Origin of the sequence: Sphingomonas naphthae (genome assembly GCF_028607085.1) — a bacterium.
In the GTDB taxonomy this organism is placed as follows: domain Bacteria; phylum Pseudomonadota; class Alphaproteobacteria; order Sphingomonadales; family Sphingomonadaceae; genus Sphingomonas_Q; species Sphingomonas_Q naphthae.
In genome coordinates, this window is the sequence record NZ_CP117411.1 from 1,105,089 (window position 1) to 1,122,868 (window position 17,780).

At 68.3% G+C, this 17,780-nt stretch carries 15 protein-coding genes; 10 read left to right on the forward strand and 5 right to left on the reverse strand.

Features of this window, described 5'->3' with window-relative positions:
• Window positions 1-21: 21 nt before the first annotated feature.
• Window positions 22-915, reverse strand: coding sequence for a hypothetical protein (locus tag PQ455_RS05215; protein WP_273689826.1), 894 nt, complete (start codon window positions 913-915; stop codon window positions 22-24).
• A 51-nt stretch (window positions 916-966) separates the two neighbouring features.
• Here PQ455_RS05215 and PQ455_RS05220 point away from each other — a divergent pair, with 51 nt between their 5' ends.
• Both PQ455_RS05220 and PQ455_RS05225 read left to right on the forward strand, forming a co-directional pair.
• Window positions 967-1,992, forward strand: coding sequence for an aspartate-semialdehyde dehydrogenase (locus PQ455_RS05220; protein WP_273689829.1), 1,026 nt, complete (start codon window positions 967-969; stop codon window positions 1,990-1,992).
• Window positions 1,993-1,998: 6 nt separating this feature from the next.
• A complete protein-coding gene (locus tag PQ455_RS05225) occupies window positions 1,999-2,667 on the forward strand; it encodes a DUF2238 domain-containing protein (RefSeq protein ID WP_273689831.1) in 669 nt (222 codons plus the stop codon).
• On the opposite strand, the gene PQ455_RS05230 is transcribed toward PQ455_RS05225, so the two are convergent.
• Entirely contained in the window at window positions 2,652-3,278 is a 627-nt protein-coding gene (locus PQ455_RS05230) for a YitT family protein (RefSeq protein ID WP_273689832.1), read from the reverse strand. The genes PQ455_RS05225 and PQ455_RS05230 overlap by 16 nt on opposite strands.
• Before the next feature lie 150 nt (window positions 3,279-3,428).
• On the opposite strand from PQ455_RS05230, the gene bla reads away from it, so the two are divergent.
• Window positions 3,429-4,367, forward strand: a complete 939-nt coding sequence (gene bla, locus PQ455_RS05235; RefSeq protein WP_273689834.1) for a subclass B3 metallo-beta-lactamase — start codon at window positions 3,429-3,431, stop codon at window positions 4,365-4,367.
• 25 nt (window positions 4,368-4,392) lie between these two features.
• On the forward strand, window positions 4,393-5,631 hold the full coding sequence (locus PQ455_RS05240; RefSeq protein WP_273689836.1) for an aminotransferase class V-fold PLP-dependent enzyme: 1,239 nt from the start codon (window positions 4,393-4,395) through the stop codon (window positions 5,629-5,631).
• Window positions 5,632-5,657: 26 nt separating this feature from the next.
• Here PQ455_RS05240 and PQ455_RS05245 read toward each other — a convergent pair whose 3' ends face one another.
• Window positions 5,658-6,581, reverse strand: coding sequence for a DUF808 domain-containing protein (locus PQ455_RS05245; protein ID WP_273689837.1), 924 nt, complete (start codon window positions 6,579-6,581; stop codon window positions 5,658-5,660).
• Between the two features lie 241 nt (window positions 6,582-6,822).
• Entirely contained in the window at window positions 6,823-7,494 is a 672-nt protein-coding gene (locus PQ455_RS05250; RefSeq protein WP_273689839.1) for a spermidine synthase family protein, read from the reverse strand.
• A gap of 119 nt (window positions 7,495-7,613) precedes the next feature.
• Between PQ455_RS05250 and PQ455_RS05255 the strand changes: the two genes are divergently transcribed.
• From PQ455_RS05255 to PQ455_RS05265, 3 genes are all read left to right on the forward strand, one after another.
• Window positions 7,614-8,372 carry an alpha/beta fold hydrolase gene (locus tag PQ455_RS05255; RefSeq protein WP_273691239.1) on the forward strand — a complete coding sequence of 253 codons (759 nt, stop codon included), beginning with the start codon at window positions 7,614-7,616 and terminating at the stop codon, window positions 8,370-8,372.
• 613 nt (window positions 8,373-8,985) lie between these two features.
• The gene (locus PQ455_RS05260) at window positions 8,986-10,167 is read left to right on the forward strand and encodes a GGDEF domain-containing protein (protein WP_273689840.1); all 1,182 of its coding nucleotides are present in this window, start codon (window positions 8,986-8,988) and stop codon (window positions 10,165-10,167) included.
• 69 nt (window positions 10,168-10,236) lie between these two features.
• Entirely contained in the window at window positions 10,237-11,376 is a 1,140-nt protein-coding gene (locus PQ455_RS05265; RefSeq protein WP_273689841.1) for a GGDEF domain-containing protein, read from the forward strand.
• A 24-nt stretch (window positions 11,377-11,400) separates the two neighbouring features.
• On the opposite strand, the gene PQ455_RS05270 is transcribed toward PQ455_RS05265, so the two are convergent.
• A complete protein-coding gene (locus PQ455_RS05270; protein ID WP_420542835.1) occupies window positions 11,401-12,495 on the reverse strand; it encodes a phytase in 1,095 nt (364 codons plus the stop codon).
• A gap of 180 nt (window positions 12,496-12,675) precedes the next feature.
• On the opposite strand from PQ455_RS05270, the gene PQ455_RS05275 reads away from it, so the two are divergent.
• The 3 genes from PQ455_RS05275 to PQ455_RS05285 all read left to right on the forward strand — a co-directional run bounded on the left by PQ455_RS05275 (window position 12,676) and on the right by PQ455_RS05285 (window position 17,765).
• Window positions 12,676-15,492, forward strand: a complete 2,817-nt coding sequence (locus tag PQ455_RS05275; protein WP_273689842.1) for a TonB-dependent receptor — start codon at window positions 12,676-12,678, stop codon at window positions 15,490-15,492.
• A gap of 95 nt (window positions 15,493-15,587) precedes the next feature.
• Window positions 15,588-16,403, forward strand: coding sequence for a hypothetical protein (locus PQ455_RS05280; protein WP_273689843.1), 816 nt, complete (start codon window positions 15,588-15,590; stop codon window positions 16,401-16,403).
• A gap of 132 nt (window positions 16,404-16,535) precedes the next feature.
• Window positions 16,536-17,765, forward strand: a complete 1,230-nt coding sequence (locus PQ455_RS05285) for an NAD(P)/FAD-dependent oxidoreductase (protein ID WP_273689845.1) — start codon at window positions 16,536-16,538, stop codon at window positions 17,763-17,765.
• Window positions 17,766-17,780 lie beyond the last annotated feature (15 nt).

The following is a 17,780-nucleotide window of genomic DNA, read 5'->3' on the forward strand; positions in this document are numbered from 1 at the left end:
CCCCTGCGTCGACCGCTACCGTCAGCCGCCCTCGAACCCGCTCGGGCCGATCCGCGCGGCGCGGAGATCGATGCCGCCATTCCGCCCGAACAGCCGCGCGACGCCTTCGGCATATTTGCCCAGCGCCCCCTCGCGGCGCGCGCCTTGCCAGCCGGCATGGATCGTCACGAACAGGATCTTGAACTCCTCGCCCAGCTTGGCGCGCGTTTCGGGCGTCGACAGGCGCGGGTCCGACAGGGCCTGCGCCGCCTGCGCGCGGACACCACGCAGCCCGGCGGCGGGCGGCTCCCGACCCTCATGCACGATCATCCAGCCGAGGATCATATAGGCCGCCAGCGAGGATGCCGCGTCGTCGCCGGCCAGGCCGTAAGGGCGGGTAAGGCCTTCGTAGATCGCGGAATACTCATGCCTGGCGAGCTGCGCCCGCAAGGCTTGCGCGTTTTGCGGATCGCTGCTGCTCGCGCGCTCCAGCAGATCGGCCACCTGCTGTTCGCGGAACTGCCGCGTCGGCGCCGGATAAGGCTTGCCGGCGGCAAGCCCGGCCGGCGCGGGCTTCCGGAACGCGCTCATTCGGGCGCCGCCCGATGCGGCGGCCGGCGCGGCCGATGGCCTGCCCGTCGCTTGCGGCTGCCCCTGCTGCTGCAGGATCTGCTCGCTCGCGACCCCGATCGCCGCGTAGCCCATCGCCGCGGTCGGATCCATGACCGGGTTGAAGATGAAATCCTGCGCCATCGCCGGCGTTGCCGCCAGCATGACGGCGGATACGAGCAGGAGAGTGCGCATGAGCCCGACGGTCCTTCGGTAGCCCTTGAGGTCCGAGGGAGGGACGCTTCGCACGCGCAAGGGTTCCGGGCTGCCCTGCTTCACCCGCCCCAAGCAAAACTGCCTGCCGCGGCTCCGCCCTTTGCTGGACAAACCGTGCGCGATCCCTAATGCCCCCACGCCTACGAAAGGAGCTTGGGTATCATGGGGTATCGTGTCGTCGTCGCTGGAGCCACCGGGAATGTCGGGCGGGAAATGCTCGCCATTCTGGCCGAGCGCGAGTTCCCGATTTCGGAGATCGCCGCCGTCGCCTCCGCGCGCAGCCAGGGCGACGAGATCGATTTCGGCGAGACCGGCAAGAAGCTCAAGGTCCAGAACATCGAGCATTTCGATCCAACGGGCTGGGATATCGCGCTGTTCGCGATCGGATCGGACGCCACCAAGGTCCACGGCCCGCGCTTCGCGGCGGCCGGCTGCACGGTGATCGACAATTCGTCGCTCTACCGCATGGACCCGGACGTGCCGCTGATCGTGCCCGAGGTGAACCCCGAGGCGATCGACGGCTACAGGAAGAAGAATATCATCGCCAACCCCAATTGCTCGACGGCGCAGATGGTGGTCGCGCTGAAGCCGATCCACGATGCGGCGACGATCACGCGCGTCGTCGTCTCGACCTACCAGTCGGTGTCGGGCGCCGGCAAGGCGGGCATGGACGAGCTGTTCGAGCAGAGCCGCAACATCTTCGTCGGCGACCCGGCCGAGCCGAAGAAGTTCACCAAGCAGATCGCCTTCAACGTGATCCCGCACATCGACAGCTTCCTGGACGACGGTTTCACCAAGGAAGAGTGGAAGATGGTCGTCGAGACCAAGAAGATCATGGACCCGAAGATCAAGGTCGTCGCGACCTGCGTGCGGGTGCCGGTGTTCGTCGGCCATTCCGAAGCGATCACGATCGAGATGGAGCGCGAGCTTTCGGCCGCCGACGCGCAGAAGATCCTGCGCGAGGCGCCCGGCGTGATGCTGGTCGATAAGCGCGAGGACGGCGGCTACATCACCCCGGTGGAATGCGTCGGCGATTTCGCCACCTATGTGAGCCGCGTCCGCGAAGACCCGACCGTGGAGAACGGTCTCGTTCTCTGGTGCGTGTCCGACAATCTCCGCAAGGGCGCCGCGCTCAACGCGGTGCAGATCGCCGAACTGCTCGGCCGGCGGCATCTGAAGAAAGCGTGACGCCCCATGGAGCGCTTTCCGGTCTGGCGAGCGCTCCCACCGGCGCAACGCGCGCTGCTTGTGATACTCGGCGTGGCGGTTGTGGCGGCGCAGGTTCGGCAGCCGTTCCCGGACATGGCGCCGATCCAGCACGCACCGACGGTTCTGTTGCTCGTCGCGGCGCCGTGGCTGTTGCGGCGCTGGCCGCTGTCGACCAGGTCCGTCGCCTGCGTCATCGGTTTCTTTCTGCTGCATACACTGGCAGGTCGGTACATCTACTCCTACGTGCCCTATGATGTGTGGGCCAAAGCGTTGACCGGCCACACGATTTCGACACTGACTGGCTGGCGACGCAATTGCTTCGACCGGCTCGTGCATTTCTCGTTCGGCCTTCTTGCGGTCCGCCCGATAGCCGAATTGCTCCAGCGTTATGTCGGGGCCGGTCGTCGCCTGTCCCTGTATGTCGCGGTCGAGTTCGTGCTGGCCTTCAGCTGCGTCTACGAAATCTTCGAATGGGCGCTGACGCTTATGATGGCCGGTGCCGACGCCGAGGCTTACAATGGACAGCAGGGTGACCCGTGGGATGCCCAAAAGGATATGGCGATGGCGATGGCCGGCGCGATCGTCGCGGCCGCTATTATCGCCCTTGGGCGCCGAAGGGTCGGGCGGAAAGCCGCAGCTCAATACCCAGTATAGCGCCCCGGCTTGTGCCACGCGATCAGCATCGCGCTGATCGCCGCCGCGCTGACCAGAGACAGCAGGAACGGCACGAACGGCAGCACCGGGATCGCCGCCGCCAGGATCAGGCAATCGCCGATCAGGGTCGTCCGCCCCGGATTCCAGCCCCGGCTGCGCGCCAGCACGAGGGCCAGCACGCCGAGCCCGCCGACGCCCGCGCCGTGGCGGGCCAGCGCCAGCACGCCCATGCCGATCAAGGTCCCACCGAAGATCGCCGCGAACAAGGGATCGATCCAGCCGATATGGAACAGGTGCGGCGCCGCGATCGCCCCGCCGCTGACGCCCGCGCTCACCAGCGCCGTCCGCACCGCGAAGGCCGTGCCCAGCGTCCGCCACGCCAGCCACAGGAAGGGCACGTTCAAGGCCATGAAGGTCACCGCCATCGGGATCGGCAGCACATAAGAGAGGAGCAGCGCCAGCCCCGCCGTGCCGCCCGTCACCAGCCCGGCCTGCCCGAGGCAGACGAGCCCCACCACGAGGAAGCTCACGCCCATCAGGATCGCATAGACATCCTCGCCGGCGCTGTGCGGGCGGATGATCGGCGGTTCGGTGGCAAGCGGGTCGGTCATGACGCTCCGTCGATGCGGGCATCCTCTGCGCGGGCGGGCGCTCTGGCGGCGCCGTCGTCGCGCGTTCTAGCAGCCGATCGCGCCCAAGGCGACTTGTTCGATCGGCGGGCAGGGGCCATCATCACAGCCAAGCCAAGAGGAGAGACTGCGGTGCGGCGAGCGATGCGATGGATGGCGGTGGCCGCGACGATGGCCTCATCGCTCGCGCTGGCGCAGTCCCCGCCTCCGCCGGCACCGGAGCCCGCGCCCGATCCGCTGACCGCGCCGCTCGGCGGCGACAATGCCGCCCGATGGCTGGAACCGCAGCCGCCGACCCGCATCCACGGCAACACCTATCTGGTCGGCTACAGCGGGCTCAACGTCGGTCTGATCGATACCGGCGGGGGGCTGATCCTGATCGATGCCGGCTTGCCGCAGGGTATCGCCGGGGTCGAGGCGCATATCCGCCAGCTCGGCTTCCGCGTCGAGGACGTGAAATATCTCCTCTCGACCGAACCGCATTACGATCATGCCGGCGGCCTCGCCGCGCTGGCCCGCGACACTGGCGCGACGGTGGTGGCGAGCGGCCCGGCGGCCAGGGTGCTGGAGCAGGGCAGGAGCGGTACGGACGACCCGCAGGAGGCTTGGCTCCCCGCCTTCCCGGCGGTGAAGAAGGTCCGCGTCGTCCGCCCCGGCGAGCGGCTGAAGCTCGGCAAGGTCACCGTCACCGCGCAGGCGACCCCCGGCCATACGCCGGGCAGCATGAGTTGGTCGTGGAGTTCGTGCGAAGAGGGCAAGTGCTTGGGCGTCACCTTCGCCGCCAGCCTCAATCCTTTGGCCGCCGAAGGCTATCGCTACGATACGCCGGCCAAGGCATCCCCCGCCGCCGCCTTCCGCCACACTTTCGCGGCGGTCCGCGCGCTGCCCTGCGACATCCTCCTGACATCCCACCCCGAAGCCTCCGACGGCCAGACGAAATTTGCCCGACTGCGCCAGGGCGTGAAACCCAATCCCTTCATCGACCCCGCCGCCTGCCGCGCCTATGCCGACAAATACGAACCCCTGTTCGACAAGCGCATCGCCGACGAGAAGAGCGGCGCGGCGAAATAGGGCGGGGTGGCATATGGGAGCCAGCATGACTGACGCACCGATCCCCGCGCTCACCCGCCGCACCCTGCTGCAAGGCGCGATGGCGGCCTCCATTGCCGCACCCGCCATCGCGCACGCCGCCCCGGCCACCTCGCTCAAGGCGCAACTCCTGCTCGCCCCCGACCTCCTCTATTTCAACGCCGCCAACATCGCCCCGGCCTTCCGCAGCGTCGTCGCCGCGCAGGATCGCGGCACGCACGACTTTCAGGCCAATCCGTCGCGTGAATATCGCGAGAAATATCCGGTCCTCGCCACCCGCCTGCGCCAGCGCCTCGCCGCGCGCCTCGGCGTCACCGCCGACGAGATCGCGCTGGTGCGCAATTCGAGCGAGGCCAATACGGTGGCGGTGCTGGGCCTCGATCTGAAGCCGGGCGACGAGATCATCGTCACCGATCACAACCACCAGTCCACGCTCGACAGCTGGAAACTGCGCGCCCGCCGCGAGGGGCTCGTCCTCAAGACCATCAAGACGCCCGTTTCCGCCACGTCACCGCAGGCCGTGGCCGATCTGTTCGCGCAGGCCATCACCCCGCGCACGAAGGCGATCTTCCTGTCGCACATGACCAACGTCACCGGCCTCGTCTTCCCGGTCGCCCTCATCGCCGGGCTGGCGCGCGCGAAGGGCATCTGGCTGCATGTCGATGGCGCGCAGACCTTCGGCTGGATGAAACTCGATCTGGCGGCGCTCGGCTGCGATTCCTATTCGGGCAGCACGCACAAATGGCTGATGGGGCCGCTGGAGGGCGGCATGCTCTACGTCCGCCGCGCGCGGATGGACGAGCTGAGCCCGATCATGCGCAGCCACGGTTACTGGCTGACCGACGAGAAGAATATGGCGACCGCGCAACGCTATGAGATCCTCGGCCAGCGCGACGACCCCAAGATCGAGGCGATCCTGACGACGCTCGATGCACTCGACACGATCGGCGAGGCCGCGATCGAGACGCAAGCGCGTGCCGGGGGTGAGGCGATGCGCGACGTGCTGACGGCGGTGCCGGGCACGAAGCTGGTCGGCAGCCGTCATCCGGCGCTCTCCGGCCCGGTGCTGACGATGGCCTTCCCCGGCAAGGATGTCGCGGCGCTGCGCAAGCGCCTGTGGGCCGAGGGCAAGCTGGCCACCGCCGCCGCGAGTGCGCAGGGGCAATCGCTGATCCGCTTCAGCCCGCACATCTACAATGACACGGCCGAGATGCGGGCGGTGGCCGATCTGCTGAAAGGCGGCTGATCTTCGCTGGCGCGCGGTGTCGCGGGCTAGTGCCTGATCTTGTGGATCCCCAGCGCCAGCACGCCGCCGACCACCAACCCGACGATGCCCGCCGCCAGCGCGCCGACCGCCCAGCCGATCAGGCCGCCGATCGCGGGCAGCGCATGGGCCGCGACCTCGCCCCAATGGTGGACGATGTGCGCGGGCGTCGCCCAGCCCAGTACCTCGGCGCCGTGGAGCAGGATGCCGCCGCCGACCCACAGCATCGCGGCGGTGCCGACGATCGCCAGCACCTCCATCACGATCGGCATCGCCTTCACCATGCCGCGCCCGGTGGCGCGCACCGCCGCGCTCGATTTCTTGGCGAGATGCAGCCCGATATCGTCGAGCTTCACGATCAGCCCGACCACGCCATAGACGCCGACGGTGATGCCGATGCCGACGATGGCCAGCACGATCGCCTGTTCCCAGATCGGCTCGGCGGCGACGTCGGCCAGCGCGATCGCCATAATCTCGGCCGACAGGATCAGGTCGGTGCGGACCGCGCCCGCGACCTTCGATTGCTCGAGATGGGCGGGGTCGTCGAACGTCTCGGTTTCTTCCGCGCCATGCCCGCCCTGAAAGGCGCCGATCACCTTCTCGGCCCCCTCGAAGCAGAGGAAGGCGCCACCGCACATCAACAGCGGCGTGATCGCCCAAGGCGCGAAGGCGCTCAGCAGCAAGGCGGCGGGCAGCAGGATCAGCAATTTGTTGCGGATCGATCCCAGCGCGATCTTGCCGATGATCGGCAGCTCGCGCTTCGGGCTGAGCCCGGTGACGTAGCGCGGGGTGACGGCGGCATCGTCCACCACCACGCCCAGCGCCTTGCTGCCCGCCTTGCCGGCGGCCGCGCCGACATCGTCGAGCGAGGCGGCGGCCAGCTTGGTGAGCGCGGCGATATCGTCGAGGAGGGCAACCAGTCCGCCGGGCATCGTTTCACCTGTTGAGGGAAGGGGGTGTCGCCTTGCGTAGCGGCTGGGCGGGGCGGCGCAAACGGGAAAGCGTGTCAGTCATCATCCTGATCCCCGTTCGTCCTGAGCGCAGTCGAAGGACGTGCGACTGGACGCAGCGCTTGGGGCACGCCCTTCGACTTCCTGCCTTCAGGCAGGAAGTTTATCCTGAGCGCCCGCCTTGCAGGCAGTCGAAGGGCTCAGGGCGAACGGGTCTGGAAGCTCAGCGTTTCACCGCCACCCAGATCATATGATGCGCGCCCTTGCGCCCGCCGGTCGCGCGCACCGGCACTTCCTCCACCACGAAACGCGCGCGGCGCAGGCGTTCGGTGAAGGCCTTGTCCGCGCCCGCCGACCAGATCGCCAGCACGCCGCCCACCGCCAGCGCATCATACGCAGCCCGCAGCCCCTCCTTGCCGTAGAGGCGATCGTTGGAGGGGATCGTCAGCCCGTCCGGGCCATTGTCCACGTCGAGCAGGATCGCGTCCCACTGGCCCGGCCCTCGCGCGATCGGCGACTGCACGTCGCCCACCTCGACCGTCACGCGCCGGTCGGCGAGGCTGGCGCCGGCCAGATGCGCCAGCGGTCCCTTTGCCCATTCGACCACCTTGGGCACCAGTTCGGCGACGGTGACGGCGGCGTCCTTGGGCAGATCGGCCAGCGCCTGCCGCAGCGTGAAGCCCATGCCGAGCCCGCCGATCAGCATCCTCGGGCGCGGCCGGCCCCGGATCTTCTCGCAGGCGAGGCGGGCGAGGGCTTCCTCCGATCCGCTCAGCCGGCTGCTCATCAATTCGTTGCGGCCGAGCAGGATCATGTAATCGCCATGGCGCGTCATCAGGCGCAGCGTGCCGCCGCCGGGCAGATCGGCGGTGTCGAGCAGTTCGAGCGGTGTCATGCCCCGCCCATGGGTGCGTGGCGGCGGAAAGGCAACCATGGTCGAATGGTCGACAGGCTCCGGCGGGCAGGCTACCGCTCCACCCGACCTTCCCCAGCCGGACATCTGCCTTGGCCGACATCGCCGATTACCCCGTCCATCATTTCCAGGCCGACGATGGCGAGCGCCTCGCATATCGCGAACTCGGGCAGGGCGTGCCGCTGATCCTGATCCACGGCCTGTTCTCGAACGGCTGGACCAACTGGATCCGCTACGGCCATGCGGATCTCATCGCGGCCAAGGGCTTTCGCGTCATCATGCCCGATCTGCGCGGCCATGGCGAAAGCGCCGCCCCGCACGATCCCGCGGCCTATCCGCCCGACGTGCTGATGCAGGACGGGCTCGCGCTGGTGCGCCATCTGGGTGTCGAGGCGGATTACCGGCTGGCGGGCTATTCGCTGGGCGGCCGCACCGCGCTGCGGATGCTGGTGAAGGGTGCGCGGCCGAAGCAGGCGGTGCTGTGCGGCATGGGGCTACAGGGCATCATCGACACCGGCGGCCGGGTCGGCTTCTTCCGCGAGGTGCTGGAAGGCGTCGGCACGCACAAGCGCCTATCCCCGCAATGGATGGCCGAGGCGTTCCTCAAGACGACCGGCGGCGATCCGCAGGCGATGCTGCCCCTGCTCGACAGCTTCGTCAGCACGACCGAGGCCGAACTCGATTCGATTGACCTGCCGGTGCGCGTGGTGTGCGGGGTGGACGATCACGACAATGGATCGGCCGAGGCATTGGCCGATCGCCTGCCGCACGGCAGCTTCGCCGCCATCCCCGGCAACCATATGAGCGCCGTGCTGAAAGCCGAGCTGGGACGCGAGATCGCGGACTTCCTGGAGCCCTGAGCACATCGTCATCATCGAGCGCGCCGCCACAGGCGCCTCGGGCGCCGGGCAATCGATAGCCGATATCGCTACATCGATCCGGGCCATCATTCGGCATTAAACCCGTTCGCGGGGCCGGATGATTCTTCGCCGGATATTCGCCGCTTCTATCCGGCGAGCGGCACTAAATCTGTCGGTCGGTCCAGCAGTCGAAACATTCCGTTTCGCCGGGCGGCAAGAGCTTCTGACATCCCGGACAACGCCCTTTCACGCTCGGAGCATAAAGATGCGCCAAGAGATTACTTATTTTACGTAATATAAGTAAAATATCGGGAATGATCTTAAAACTCCGTGGCCAAGCCATCCATAATGTGATGCGTGATCTTCTACTATTGGTAATCTTATCGAAAATGGTGAAGATTTTTGTTGATATTGTGCTCGGCGTTGTCGGAGCAGATCGGGCTTTCGCCGCAAAATGTTGGATGCCCGCCGGGGTCGATCCGCCCAGTTAGACACCGACTTGACGATCGGTTCGGAAATCGGCGAAACAGCGCGCTTGGCCATCGCGGCCGGGCGGGGGGCCTGATCGCGCGGGCCGCCCTGCTGGAGCGCGTCCGCGCCCGTGCAAAGCATATTGTTCCTGGTCGCCATGCTGGCGTTGATCGGCATGATGCTGTCGGGCGCCATGCTCATCGCGTGGCGCGATTTTGGCCGTCCGCGCCATGCGCTGATCTGGGCGCTGGGCTTCGGCTGCGCGGCGCTGCAATGGACGCTCAACGCCATCATCGTCTATTTCCGGTTGCCCGGCGGGCCGCCGGCCCAGCCGCTCGGCTTCCTCTACATCGGGATGACGGCGTTCGTGCTGCTCGGCGTGCGGGCGCGGGCGGGCTATCGCGGGCGGCGGCTGTGGCTGTTTCTCGGCTGGGCGGCGGCGGTGCTGTCGGTGCCGGCCTTGACCTATCTTTACCCGCATCGTGGTCTCGCGACCCTGCTGCCGAAGATCTTCACGACCGCCGTGCTGACGATCGCCGCGCTGTCGGTCGTGCCGCGCGGCCGGCCGGCGACCTCGGCCGAGCGCGGCATGATCCTGCTGCTCGGTCTCTACGCCATTTCCGAGATGACCCTCGGCCTCGTCGGCATGGCGGGCGGCGCCGCGCCCAGCCGCGAGATGATCCGCTTCTACCGCCGCATGTCCGAACTGATGACGCCGGCCGCCTTCACCGGCACGGGCCTGTTCGCGGTGTTCCTGATCGCCGCCGATCTTTCGACCCGCATGAAGCGGCTCGCCAGCACCGATCCGCTGACCGGCCTGCTCAACCGGCGCGGGCTGGACGAGGCGATCGCCCAACTCGCCCGGCGGCACGCCCGCACGCCGCTGTCGGGCAGCGTCGTCGTCGCCGATCTCGACAGTTTCAAGGCGCTCAACGACCGGTTCGGCCATCCCGTGGGCGATCGGGTGCTGCGCCTGTTCGCCCGGCTGGTGCGCGATCACAGCCGGCGCGGCGAACTGGTCGCGCGGATCGGCGGCGAGGAATTCGCGCTCGTCCTGCCCGCCGTCTCCGCCGCCGAGGCGACGATACGCGCCGAGGAATTGCGCCTCCTCACCGCCGCCGCCCGCCTGGCCGAGGAGCCCGATCTCGCCGTCACCGCCAGCTTCGGCGTCGCGGCGCTGGCGGGGGGCGGGGGGCAGGTGGCCCCTGCGGTGCAGGACGCCATCGCCCGCGCCGACACCGCGCTGATCCGCGCCAAGGGCGAGGGGCGCGACCGGGTGTTGCAGGAGGATGCCGCCGATCGAAACGGGGCCGTAAGCGGTTAACCCGATGCTAGAGATTTTGGCGCTATTCCGCCGCTCGTGGACGCGAGCCTCCTTCAACCGGTCAGCACCGTGCTGGTAGCCCTGGTCACGATCAGCGCGATGATCGCGGTGATCCTCGCCATCGCGTGGCGCGATTTCGGCCGCCCGCGCCATGCGCTCACCTGGGCGATCGGCTTCACCCTCGCCTCGGTCGCCTGGGGCATGGCGATCGTGCAGCTGGCCGCGCCGGACTTCGCCTGGCTGCTCGCGATCATGGCGACGGGGCTGACCGCCTGGTCCAACGCGGCGGTCGCGATCGGCTATCGCCAGCGCGGCAGCCAGCCGCCGCTCGTGTGGCCCCTGGTCGGGCTTGGCGCGATCGTCACCTTCGCCGACGCGGTGCTGGCGGGAGTCGGCGGGCTGGAGGGGCTGCGCGCCGCCATCCCGGTGCTGTTCGCCACCTTCACCATGGGCCTCGCCGCCTCGGCGCTCACCGGCCGCCGCGCGGGCGAGCGTGCGGCCGAGCGGGTGACGATGCTGGTGCTGTTGACGCTCGCGATGTTCCACCTCGTCACCGCCGCGCTGGCGCTCACCGTCTCCGGCCCCGAGCTGCACGGCGATCTCGCGGTGTTCATGCAGGCGCGGCTGCTGGTGACCCCTGCGGCACTGACCGCGACGGGCCTCTTCTCGGTCTTCCTGCTGGCGGCCGACCTCGCCGATCGGATGCGGCGGCTCGCCGCGAGCGACCCGCTGACCGGCATCCTCAACCGGCGTGGCTTCGAGGAAGCGGCGATGCTGCTGCTCGACAGCGCGCGGCGTCAGGGCCGCCCTGTCACGCTGGTGCTGGCCGACATCGATCGCTTCAAGCAGATCAACGATGCCCACGGCCATGCGGCGGGCGACCGCGCGCTGCAACTCTTCGCCGAGCGGGTCGGCGCCTCGATCCGCCGCCGCGACCTGTTTGGCCGGATCGGCGGCGAGGAATTCGCCATCATCCTGCCCGACACCCCGATCGAGGACGCGCGCGTCGCCATCGACAAGCTGCGGCTGGAAGTGGCGGGCTACGACGCCGGCGAACTGGCAGAGCCTGTGCCGATCACCGCCAGCTTCGGCATCACCGCCTTCCGCCCCGGCGAGGATCGCACGCTCGCCAAGATGATGGCACGCGCCGACAGCGCGCTCTATTCCTCGAAACGTGGCGGCCGGAACATGGTAACGCTGATCGCCTGATATCCCCGGCTTATCGACGCAGTCTCATGGCCTTCCGTCGCCCAGCCCCAGCGCCTTCGCGATATCGCCCCAAGCCACCAGCTTGAAATTCTGCGCCCCGGCGGCGTTCTGGCCGTCCTGCGCCACGAAGAGCCCGCCGGGATAGGCGGGGCCGAAATCGCCGAGGATCAGGTCGATGCCGTCGGTTTCCTCGGTCGATCCCACCTTGCCGGCGGCGATGCGGAAGCGGCCGATATAGCGGTCGTCGGCCAGGCCGTAGACGCTGTAGGCATTGTCGCCCTGGCTGGAGACCAGCACATAGCCGCCGCGCGCGCCGATCGGGGCGAGGGCGACGCCCTCGGCATCGGCGACCAGATTCTTGCCGTCGGCCGCGCCGACCTTGGTCGCGGTGACGGGCGCGTCGGCGCGGGCGTCGAAGCGCCAGAGGCCGACGTCCTCCTCGGCCACGTACAGCCGGCCGGTGCGGTTGTCGGCCGCGCAGCCTTCGGACTGGGTGGCGAGCTTCATGGTGCGCACGATCTGCGCGGTCGGCGCGGCGCCGGAGGCGTCGATGGCGACCTGGTTGATCGTGCCGTCCTTCAGCACGGCAAAGGCGTAGAGCCCGGCACCGTCGCGATAGAGGCAGACGCCATAGGCCTCGCCGCTGCCGGCGCTGACCGTGCCGAGCGCAGCCAGCTTCGTGGTGACGGGATCGAGCCGGAACAGGGCCAGCCTGGCGTTGGCGACGTCGTTGCGGTCGCTGGCGACCACGAGGATGCCGGCCTTGCCCGCGATCGTCACGCCGTCCGCCAGATCGACATTGTTGACCCGGCCCGCGTCGTGGAAATCGCGCACCTTGCCGTCGAGGCCGTAGACATAGAGCCCGGCCTTCTTGTCGGTGCCGACGATCAGGCTGGCGGCGGGATCGGCGGGGTTGCGCCAGATGGCGGGGTCGTCGGCGGCATCGGCGTTGGCGGTGCCGACCGGCTCGGTCTCGGCGCGCGCCGTAACCATGACGGCCGGGGCGGAGGCGGCGATGCGCTGGGCGACCGGCGTTTCCCGCGCCATGCAGCCCGTCAGGGTGAGCAGCATCACGGCAAATGTCAGCGGCGTCGCGGCCGCGCGAAAGGTGGTCGTCATGATCTGGATGTCCCCCGAAGTCGCGCCGGCCCTGTCGGCGCGACATGACAGGGTGATGACAGCTGATCCCTGAATGGCCTTGTCACGATATCGTAACGCAGGCGTCACCGAACCTACCCGCGCCGCCGGTAGGGGCCCTCGCATCGCCGCTGAAACCGGCTTGAATGGGGGATTACCGACGTGAACAACTCATCCGCTCGGCGGAGCATCGCCGCGTGCCGTATCGGCGCGCTTCTCGCCTCGACCGCGCTCGTGGCGGGCACCGCTTATGCGGCGGCACCGGAGCCGGAACCCGTGGCCGCCGCGGCCGAGGAGCAGACGGACATCGTCGTCACCGGCACGCGCCCGATCGCGGAATCGGAGGCGGCGGCGCTTCAGGTGCAGCGCAATTCGGATTCGCTCGTCAGCGTCGCCGCTTCCGATGCGGTCGGCCGCCTGCCCGACCAGAATATCGCGCAGGCCACCAGCCGCCTGCCGGGCGTCAGCGTCGAGCGCGATCAGGGGCAGGCGCGCTACATCAACCTGCGCGGCGCGCCCAAGACCTGGACGACGCTGTCGTTCGACGGGATCAACGTGGTGAGCCCCGAGGGCCGGGACGCGCGCTTCGATTCCATCCCCTCGGCGATCGCGGGCAAGATCATCGTGTCGAAGGCGGTGACCCCGGACATGCCGGGCGAGACCGTCGCCGGCAACGTCAACGTCGTCACCCGCTCGGCCTTCGACTATCGCGGCTTCCACATGGCCGGGAAGGGCGGGCTGGGCTTCGCCGAACTGGGCGATCGCAAGGAATATGAGGCCAACGGCGTCATCTCCGATCGCTTCCAGACCGGCATGGGCGAATTCGGTGTGCTGCTGTCGGGCAGCTATTACGAACGCAACATGATCACCGACAATTTCGAGACCGATTACGAGCCGGTCTCGCGCGATGCCCGCCCGGGCAACGCCACCCGCTTCTGGGCGCATGAGGCGGAGAACAAGCTTTACCGCCTGACCCGCAAGAACTGGTCGGTCTCGGGCCGGCTCGACTGGAAGCCGGACGACGCCAACACCATCTCGCTGCGCTCGATCTACACGATCTTCACCGATGACGAGGCGCGCGACAATTATCGCTTCGACCTCGACGACCGCGAGGCCGACCTCGTCGCCAACACCGCCGCCTGCACCGTCACGCCGAACGCGACGCCGACCACCTCGGGCTATGCCGACGTCTGCATCGGCAACACGCCGCAGAAGGGCACGGTCTATGGTATCGACATCCGCCAGCGTTCGACCCTGCGCGCCTTCCGCCAGTCGGTCTTCACCAACACGCTGGCGGGCGACCATCGCTTCGGCGACGGCGGCTGGAAACTGTCGTGGGTGGCCAATTACACCGAATCGAAGGACGATCGCTCGGTCGTCGGCGAGGCGACGTGGGACAGCCCGGGCACGCGCAACCTGCGCCCGACGGTGACCTATGATTTCTCCAATCCGAACCGGTCGAGCCTGAGCCTGTTCCGCACCATCCAGCTCGCCAGCCCGACCCGCTATCAGGCGGGCGACGCGGTCACCGCGATCGACAGCTTCACCAAGCCGCTTTCGTCCTTCACCGTGCTCGACGCGGTGGATACGACCAAGGCCTATACCGGCAAGGTCGTGCTGGCGCGCCAGGCCGAGATGTTCGGCGGCGACAGCGAGTTCAAGCTGGGCTTCCAGTTCGACCAGCGCACCAAGGTGGCCGACGAGCGGAACATCGTGCTGAACACCGCCGCGCAATTCGCCACGGCGGGCTTGCCGACCGATTACAACCAATTCTCGCTCGACCGGTCGTTCCTCGGCGAGATCCCGATGGGCTACACCTTCCGCTACTTCGACATCGCCAAGATGCAGGCGGCGTCGGATGCGGCGACGAAGAATTTCGCCTTCACGCCGGTCACCGCCAACAATTACGACGTGCGCGAGCAGGTCTACGCCGGCTTCGCGATGGGCACGGTGCGCTATGACTGGGGTTCGGTGGTGGGCGGCGTGCGCGTCGAGCATCTGAAGAACCGGGGCACCGCGCTCGCCACGCTCGGCGCGGCGACGCCGGGGCTGGTGACGGCCGAGAGCGAGCAGACGCTCGTGTTCCCCAGCCTGCACGTCAATTACAATGTCGACGAGACCAAGAAGCTGCGCCTGTCGTTCAACAGCGGCGCGGCGCGGGCGGATTACGATCAGCTTCGCCCGAACGTCGTCATCAGCGATACCAACCAGACGATTTCGGGCGGCAATCCGGGCGTGAAGCCCGAGCGGGCCTATGGCGTCGACGCTTACTTCGAATGGTATATGCGGCCGCAGGGTTATCTGATGGTCGGCGTCTTCTACAAGAAGGTGAAGGACGTCCTCTACAACCAATCGCGCACCTTCGGCTCGAACGCGCTGGATACCGGCGGGATCGATCGGTCTGGCTATGTCTTCTCGGGCATCACCAACGACGGCGACGGGCGGCTGTATGGCATGGAAGCGGCGGCGCAGCTCCAGCTCGAGCCGTGGACGGCCAACCTCGGCCTGCCCGATTTCATGGGCGGCTTCGGCGTCTCGGCGAACGTGACGCTCAACGACAGCAAGGTGACCAAGCCGGCGTCCGGCGCGATCCCGGCGCGCAAGGTGCGGCTGCCGGGCGCCTCCGATTTCGTCTACAATATCGGGGCCTATTACGAGAAGTACGGCATCTCGCTGCGCCTGCAATATCAGAACCGGGGCAAGTGGCTGGATACGATCGCCGACAGCCTGGCGGACGCGGGTGATACTTATTGGGCGGCGGACGACGAACTCGATTTCTCGGCGCGCTATGCGATCACCAAGAATGTCGAAGTGTTCTTCGACGCCTCCAACCTGCTCAACCATCCGGGTCGCCGTTTCTCCGATCCCGGCAACCTGCTGACCGCGAGCGGCATCGCCTCGCCCAGCACGAGCAGCCAGACGATCGAATGGGAGCGGTTCGGCCGCCGCTACACGGGCGGCTTCCGCTTCAACTTCTGACGAGGCCGTGTCCCGGCGCCCCTGATGCCAGGGGCGCCGGGGCAGGGGAGCGACGACTCTGTCCTCCGCCTGGCGGGTAGGATAAGGATGAGGCCATGATGATCCCGCTGCTCGCCGTGCTGTCGCTGGCCGCGACATCCCCATCCGCGACATCCCCATCCGCGCCGTCGCTCTCCGCCGAGGAGGTGCGCCGGCTGCCGGCGGCCGAGGCGCGGCAGGGTGTCGTCGCCGCCGCCGACGCGGTCTATGCGATCGGCAATCGGGAGATCGGGCGCTACGCCAAGGCGGACGGCAAGCTGCTGGCGCGCTTCGCGGGCGATGCCGGCCACTTCCCGCACATGAACAGCTGCATCGTCCACCGCCGCGAACTGGTCTGCGCCGCCTCCAGTTTCCCGGCGGTGCCGATGTGGAGCCGGGTCGAGCGGTTCGACGCGCGCACGCTCGCCCATCTCGGCAGCCGCGAGATCGCCGACGCGCCGGGATCGCTCACCTGGCTCGACTGGCACGGCGGCGCCTGGTGGGCCGCCTTCGCCAATTACGACGGGCGCGGCGGCACCCCCGGCCGCGACCATCGCGAAACCGTCGTGGTCCGCTACGACCGCGCCTTCCACGAGATTGCGCGCTGGCACTTCCCCAACAGCATCCTCGATCGCTTCGCGCCGATGAGCGCGTCGGGCGGGGCGTGGGGGCCGGATGGCCTGCTCTACGTCAGCGGCCACGACCGGCCGGAGCTTTACGCGATGCGCGCGCCCGCCGGCGGCGGCGTGCTGGAACTGGTCGCGACGATCGCGATGCCCACCAACGGCCAGGCGATCGGTTGGGATCCGAAGGACCGCCGCATCCTCTGGTCGATCACCCGCCAGGGCAGCGAACTGGTCGCGAGCCGCATCCCGGTGGTGGCGGGCCGCTGAACGCCTTGCCGGGCCTCGTCGAAAGGCGATCGAAACGGATCTGGCCTTGTCGACATGTCCAGCATCGATACAGTCCGTCGCCGCCCGTCCGTTTGGTAGGCGTGGCCGCAGATGAGAAACGAAGGCGAGGATATGACGCGATACGATGTGGTGATCGTGGGTGGCGGGCATGGCGGTGCGCAGGCGGCGGTGGCACTGCGGCAGGCCAAGTTCGAGGGGACGATCGCGATCGTCGGCGACGAGCCGGAGCTGCCCTATGAGCGGCCCCCGCTGTCGAAGGACTATTTCTCCGGCGAGAAGGCGTTCGAGCGCATCCTGATCCGACAGCCCGCCTTCTGGGAGGAGCGGCAGGTGGCGATGCTGCTCGGCCGCAAGGTCGTGTCGGTCGATCCCGCGGCGCGGAGCATCACGACGGCGGACGGCGAGACGATCGGCTATGGCGACCTGATCTGGGCCACCGGCGGCTCACCCCGCAAGCTGACCTGCTCGGGCCACGACCTGATCGGCGTCCACGGCGTGCGCACCCGCGCCGATGTCGATCGGATGACCGGAGAGCTGGCCGGCACCACCCGCGTCGTCGTGATCGGCGGCGGCTATATCGGGCTGGAGGCCGCCGCCGTGCTGGCCAAGTTCGGCAAGCAGGTGACGGTGCTGGAGGCGCTCGACCGGGTGCTGGCCCGCGTCGCCGGCGAGCCCTTGTCTCGCTTCTACGAGGCCGAGCATCGCGCCCATGGCGTCGACGTGCGGCTGGGCGCGAAGGTCGAATGTATCGAGGAGGCCGAGGGCCGGGTCACCGGCGTGCGGCTGGCCGATGGCGAGATCCTGGCCTGCGAGATGGTGATCGTCGGCATCGGCATCATCCCCGCCGTCGAGCCGCTGCTGGCGGCGGGTGCCGAGGGCGGCAATGGCGTCGCGGTCGATGCGCAATGCCGCACCAGCCTGCCGCACATCTACGCCATCGGCGACTGCGCGCTCCACGCCAATCCCTTCGCCGGAGACATGCCGATCCGCCTGGAATCGGTCCAGAACGCCAACGATCAGGCGACCGTCGCGGCCAAGACCATTCTCGGGCAGGAGGTGGCCTATCACGCCGTGCCGTGGTTCTGGTCCAACCAATATGATCTGCGCCTCCAGACGGTGGGCCTGTCCACCGGCCACGAGCAGGCGGTGCTGCGTGGCGACCCCGCGACCCGCAGCTTCTCGATCGTCTATCTGAAGGACGGCAAGGTCATCGCGCTCGATTGCGTCAACGCCACCAAGGACTACGTCCAGGGAAAGGCGCTGGTCGTCGGCGCCGTAGCATTGCCGGCCGAGCGGCTCGCCGATGCCGCCGTGCCGCTCAAGGAGCTGGCGGCCGCCTGAGGCTGTTTGCGCAAG

What these genes read in the sequence shown, in the direction of transcription:
- PQ455_RS05220 (WP_273689829.1), top strand. Translation starts at nt 967, where the DNA reads ATGGGGTATCGTGTCGTCGTCGCTGGAGCCACCGGGAATGTCGGGCGG.
- PQ455_RS05240 (WP_273689836.1), top strand. Translation starts at nt 4,393, where the DNA reads ATGACTGACGCACCGATCCCCGCGCTCACCCGCCGCACCCTGCTGCAA.
- PQ455_RS05250 (WP_273689839.1), bottom strand. Translation starts at nt 7,494, where the DNA reads ATGACACCGCTCGAACTGCTCGACACCGCCGATCTGCCCGGCGGCGGC.
- PQ455_RS05245 (WP_273689837.1), bottom strand. Translation starts at nt 6,581, where the DNA reads ATGCCCGGCGGACTGGTTGCCCTCCTCGACGATATCGCCGCGCTCACC.
- PQ455_RS05225 (WP_273689831.1), top strand. Translation starts at nt 1,999, where the DNA reads ATGGAGCGCTTTCCGGTCTGGCGAGCGCTCCCACCGGCGCAACGCGCG.
- PQ455_RS05285 (WP_273689845.1), top strand. Translation starts at nt 16,536, where the DNA reads ATGACGCGATACGATGTGGTGATCGTGGGTGGCGGGCATGGCGGTGCG.
- PQ455_RS05280 (WP_273689843.1), top strand. Translation starts at nt 15,588, where the DNA reads ATGATGATCCCGCTGCTCGCCGTGCTGTCGCTGGCCGCGACATCCCCA.
- PQ455_RS05230 (WP_273689832.1), bottom strand. Translation starts at nt 3,278, where the DNA reads ATGACCGACCCGCTTGCCACCGAACCGCCGATCATCCGCCCGCACAGC.
- PQ455_RS05270 (WP_420542835.1), bottom strand. Translation starts at nt 12,495, where the DNA reads ATGACGACCACCTTTCGCGCGGCCGCGACGCCGCTGACATTTGCCGTG.